6 protein-coding genes are annotated in these 3,916 nt (G+C 60.3%); 3 read left to right on the top strand and 3 right to left on the bottom strand.

Going from position 1 to position 3,916, the window contains the following annotated elements:
• The first annotated feature begins 367 nt into the window (after positions 1-367).
• Positions 368-1,231: a metal-dependent hydrolase gene (locus VXD91_RS20955; protein WP_071288462.1), complete on the top strand. Its 864-nt coding sequence runs from the start codon at positions 368-370 to the stop codon at positions 1,229-1,231.
• A 27-nt stretch (positions 1,232-1,258) separates the two neighbouring features.
• Here the strand turns inward: VXD91_RS20955 and VXD91_RS20950 are convergent, their stop codons facing one another.
• Complete coding sequence (locus VXD91_RS20950) at positions 1,259-1,849, bottom strand: TetR/AcrR family transcriptional regulator (RefSeq protein ID WP_318986924.1); 591 nt, start codon at positions 1,847-1,849, stop codon at positions 1,259-1,261.
• Between the two features lie 345 nt (positions 1,850-2,194).
• On the opposite strand from VXD91_RS20950, the gene VXD91_RS20945 reads away from it, so the two are divergent.
• Both VXD91_RS20945 and VXD91_RS20940 read left to right on the top strand, forming a co-directional pair.
• Complete coding sequence (locus VXD91_RS20945) at positions 2,195-2,335, top strand: hypothetical protein (protein ID WP_318986925.1); 141 nt, start codon at positions 2,195-2,197, stop codon at positions 2,333-2,335.
• On the top strand, positions 2,335-2,757 hold the full coding sequence (locus tag VXD91_RS20940) for a transposase (RefSeq protein WP_318986926.1): 423 nt from the start codon (positions 2,335-2,337) through the stop codon (positions 2,755-2,757). The genes VXD91_RS20945 and VXD91_RS20940 overlap by 1 nt, the downstream gene beginning before the upstream one ends.
• A 552-nt stretch (positions 2,758-3,309) precedes the next feature.
• Here the strand turns inward: VXD91_RS20940 and VXD91_RS20935 are convergent.
• Positions 3,310-3,513 carry a hypothetical protein gene (locus VXD91_RS20935; RefSeq protein ID WP_318986927.1) on the bottom strand — a complete coding sequence of 68 codons (204 nt, stop codon included), beginning with the start codon at positions 3,511-3,513 and terminating at the stop codon, positions 3,310-3,312.
• A complete protein-coding gene (locus VXD91_RS20930) occupies positions 3,465-3,797 on the bottom strand; it encodes a hypothetical protein (protein WP_234785615.1) in 333 nt (110 codons plus the stop codon). The genes VXD91_RS20935 and VXD91_RS20930 overlap by 49 nt, the downstream gene beginning before the upstream one ends.
• Positions 3,798-3,916: the final 119 nt, after the last annotated feature.

Below are 3,916 nucleotides of genomic sequence, written 5' to 3'. Positions count from 1 at the left end.
GAGTTGATTGCCCTACCCACATGCTCGTACTTCATCCTCTGGGGCCGCCTCTCAACAGCAACTGAATTCTGATCAGTGTCGCGCGCTCTGGTCACGATTCAGTTGCCGCCGACACCGCCAAGCCGATTCCCGTAGGAGTGTCACACCGGCTGCAGTTTGGGTGGCTCGACTTGCCCAAAATGTAGTCGATCCTGGGCCACCCGCCCGCTCACTTCTAGACCGAGCCGACACCGCCATGCACACATAAGACTACGCTTGCAAAAGGGCACTTCTGTCGATATATTTACTTTCAATATATATCTGTAAACGTGCCGCGCCGTCAGGTCGGACACACAGAGCTGCCTCCTCCCGAAAGGTCAGAGCGAACATGCTTGAAGACAAAGCTTCTCGGAATACTCGCGTTCTACCAACACCACGACGAGTGACGTTTGCGATGCCGTCAGGGAATCGCCGACAGCATTTCGTAGACGACGATCTTGTGATGAGTCATTTCATAGCCGTACTATCGGCGACGTTTCCGGAGGGAGAAGATTTCTTCATACGATCAGTGCGCCAATTCCGAACTTCGGTGATCGACGCAAGCCTGCAAGAGGCGGTAAAAGGCTTTGTGGGCCAAGAAGCGACGCACCGATACCAGCATCGACTATTGAACGAGCGCCTTCAGACCATGGGATATCCCACCGCGCGTATTGACCGCCACGTAGGCAGGCTGATAGAGCGACTCGAAAAGCGTCTTTCTCCAGCGATGCGACTGTCACTGACCTCAGCGTTAGAGCATTATACCGCAACACTGGCGGAGATAATCCTCACTAGCGAAAGCGCCCGCCAACTCATCGGCAATGGCGAAGTGAGATCGATTCTTCTTTGGCATGCGTTTGAAGAGTCCGAACATAAGGCGGTGGCTTTCGATGTCTATCAAACAATCGGGGGCACCGAGCAGATGCGTATCCGCGGCATGCGCATCGCTTCGGTAATCCTTTTCGCCGAGTTGTTCGCCCATACGGCCCTTTCAATGGCCGCAGATCGCGCGTCCTACAATCCCATTCGCCTGTTGCGCAGCCTCTATCGATTTTCCCGTAGCCCGATTTTTACTGCGGACGCACTGCGGCGCTTTCGCTCTTACACGCAACGCGGCTTCCATCCAGACGACTGGGATAGTACCGCGGTCTTGGAATACTGGAGCCGAGAATTGTTCGAAGCAGATGGATCGCAGAAGTCCGTCGGCCCGTAGCTGAGTGGCCGACGCACGTCGTCTCGGTTACAGCGGGTCGACGCCAAGTACAGCGTGACCCATTTGAGTCAGTAGCGCAGTTGTGCGCTCGGTCGCCATCCCGGTTTCACCGTACTGAAGCGTCGACTGGATGGCGCCGATCGCTCCGTGCACTACGACACGTAGGCCGATTTCGTCTAGTTCGGGACGCAACTCACTCAGTACGTGCACCCACTCCTCAAGATACAGACGTTGTTTGCGGCGCAACCGGCTGCGGTGCTGCGCAGTGAGATTGTGAAGTTCACGGTAGTAGACGATGGCAAGCTCGCGTTGATCCAAGACGAGGGCTACGTGGTCTGCCACTAGCGCTGTCAGCGCCTCGGTCTCGCTTTTACTTTTCTCCACAATCAAAGAAGCGCGTCGCAGCAGGGAATCGATCACCTGCTCGAAGAGTGCCGTCAGTAAGCTTGCTTTGCTGTCGAAGTGACGATAGATCGCCGGACCGACGACACCAGCAGAATCGCCGATATCCGCCATCGACGCCGCGTGGTATCCGCGGTCGGCGATCTGCTGCGCGGCCGCCGCGAGAATCCTCTCCCGACGTTGATCTCCTTTACCGCGACTGTGAGCGACTGTCATGTGCGTTGGCGACCAGCCCTTTCGCCGAATTGGTGGAATTTATCATGCCACACAAGGGGTTGAACAAAATGTTAACACCGACTCATCAGGGAAGCCCACTGGCTTAGTGGAGATTCAGATCTGATGGCCCGCGATCGTGCCGGCGAGCCGATGGCCGAGCGCGCCGGCTGTGCAGCGTCTTTGATGGCGCTAAGTGAAAGTTCCCAGTTTCTCCCGGTGCGGCCGTTGCCTGTCGTCCTGCGTGACGAGATGGCATGACCACAGTGGACGTTAGCGGGGTTGTGTCCGGAATCCGGTGTAAATAGGGAGGACGGGCGTAGGTTCCGCTTCACGACCTGCAAGTCTGTGAAGAAGGAGTCGCGCCCGTGCCTGTTCGAGTATCAGCCCATCGACCGTATCCGCACCAAGATCCACGCCTTGTTTGGCGAGGATCGCGAGCTGCCGGAGATCCTTGAAGAAGTCGCCCGCCTGGGCGCCCAGCTTTGATGCAGGCGGCCCTGGAGGCCGAGGTCACCGAGTTCCTTGGCCGCGAACGCTACCAACGCACCGCCGCCTGTCCCGACGCTAACGACGGTTCACGCAACGGGTATCGGCCGGTGACGGTCAAAACCATCACCGGGCCGGTCACGCTGGAGCGGTCAAAGGTGCGCGGCAGGACCGCAGCGTTCGCGTCGCGGTTGTTCAGCAAGCACGTGACGAAAACCAACGCGCTGGAGACGCTGGTGATCGCCTCGTTCGTGCGCGGGCTGTCGGTGCGCGACGTGGAGGCCACCCTGGTGAAACACTCGGTGATCCGGCCGCGATCTCCAAATCCACGGTGCTGGAAGTGTGCAAGGCGATTCGAGCCGAATACCAGTCGTGGGCGCGTCGCCGACTCGACGAGATCACGCTGGACTACTTGTTTTTAGACGCCAGCTTCTTTCGGATGCACCCCGGGTCACCGGCCGAGCCGATGTTGGCCGCCTGGGGCATCACTACCGAGGGCAAGCCGGTGTTCGTTGGGTTGACCCCCGGGACCGGCGAGTCGACCGGCGTGTGCCGATTTCCTGACCGATCTGCGCGAACGCGGCCTTGGCTGTCCGCTGCTGGTCGTCTTTGACGGCGCCAAGGGCCTGATTGCGGCAATCGAACAGATCTACCCAAAAGCGTTGCCCCACAGATGTCTTATTCATCGACTTACGCCATCAGCCTGGAGTGGGCGGTACTCGACCGAGCCTCGGCCGATTGGCGCGGGCTGACCATGACACCGGTCGGCACCCGATTGCTGCAAGACTTACGCCGATCACTGCTTGACCCACCCCGTGAACTGCGGCCGCCGCCCGCCTCCATGAGTTCCAACACCGGCTCCGCAGAGCCCATTTCGGCCACCGCGTAGCGACCTCGGGTCGCGACGCCGGTACGACTCAGTAAGGGATCGCCGCTATACGTGTGAGGGTCTACCTGCCCGCATCTGCCAGCTTTTACCGCTGGCCATGATGGCTGGCGGTGACCAGGTCGATCGGTGGGATGTAGCCGGTGATGCTGTTGATGGTGCGATGCAGGCCGTGGTGCAGCGCGTCGATGTCGCAGCGGGCCAGGCCGCCAGCGGTGGCGATGACGTGTTCGGTGGTGAACGCTAGGTCGTTGATGGTGCCCAGGATGCGGCGGTCGGCGGTCTTGGCCACGGCCACCTGCTGGGGGCAAGATTGCCGAGCGTATCGGCGGGCAGCCCTTCGGCTTGCAGCGCGGCCTGGATCGCCGAGACGACGGGCGGTCCGATCGGGCGCAGCCCCGCGGCGGTGACGTTCGGCATGAACACCGGGAACAAGGTCCCGGCATGGGTCACCAGCAGGCATTTGCGCCGGTCGATCCAGACCAGGTGGGCATACCAGTCCCGCGCGCACGCTTCGCCGATGGCCGGCTCAGACACCCCCAGCAGCGCCAACACCTTGGCGGTACATCGCAACATCACGAGTCATGATGGCAGGCAAAGCCACCGACGGTCGGTACGCAAGAACACCGTGGCTTGGCGCCGGTACAGTGTGGCGACGTGTTGGTCGCTGATCTGCATCACTTCCTCGACATGCC

Source organism: Mycobacterium sp. SM3041 (genome assembly GCF_039668335.1).
GTDB lineage: Bacteria > Actinomycetota > Actinomycetes > Mycobacteriales > Mycobacteriaceae > Mycobacterium.
Note: the sequence above shows the minus strand (reverse complement) of the source record. Positions and strands in the feature narration are given on the sequence as shown.

What these genes read in the sequence shown, in the direction of transcription:
- VXD91_RS20940 (WP_318986926.1), top strand. Translation starts at nt 2,335, where the DNA reads ATGCAGGCGGCCCTGGAGGCCGAGGTCACCGAGTTCCTTGGCCGCGAA.
- VXD91_RS20955 (WP_071288462.1), top strand. Translation starts at nt 368, where the DNA reads ATGCTTGAAGACAAAGCTTCTCGGAATACTCGCGTTCTACCAACACCA.
- VXD91_RS20950 (WP_318986924.1), bottom strand. Translation starts at nt 1,849, where the DNA reads ATGACAGTCGCTCACAGTCGCGGTAAAGGAGATCAACGTCGGGAGAGG.
- VXD91_RS20930 (WP_234785615.1), bottom strand. Translation starts at nt 3,797, where the DNA reads ATGTTGCGATGTACCGCCAAGGTGTTGGCGCTGCTGGGGGTGTCTGAG.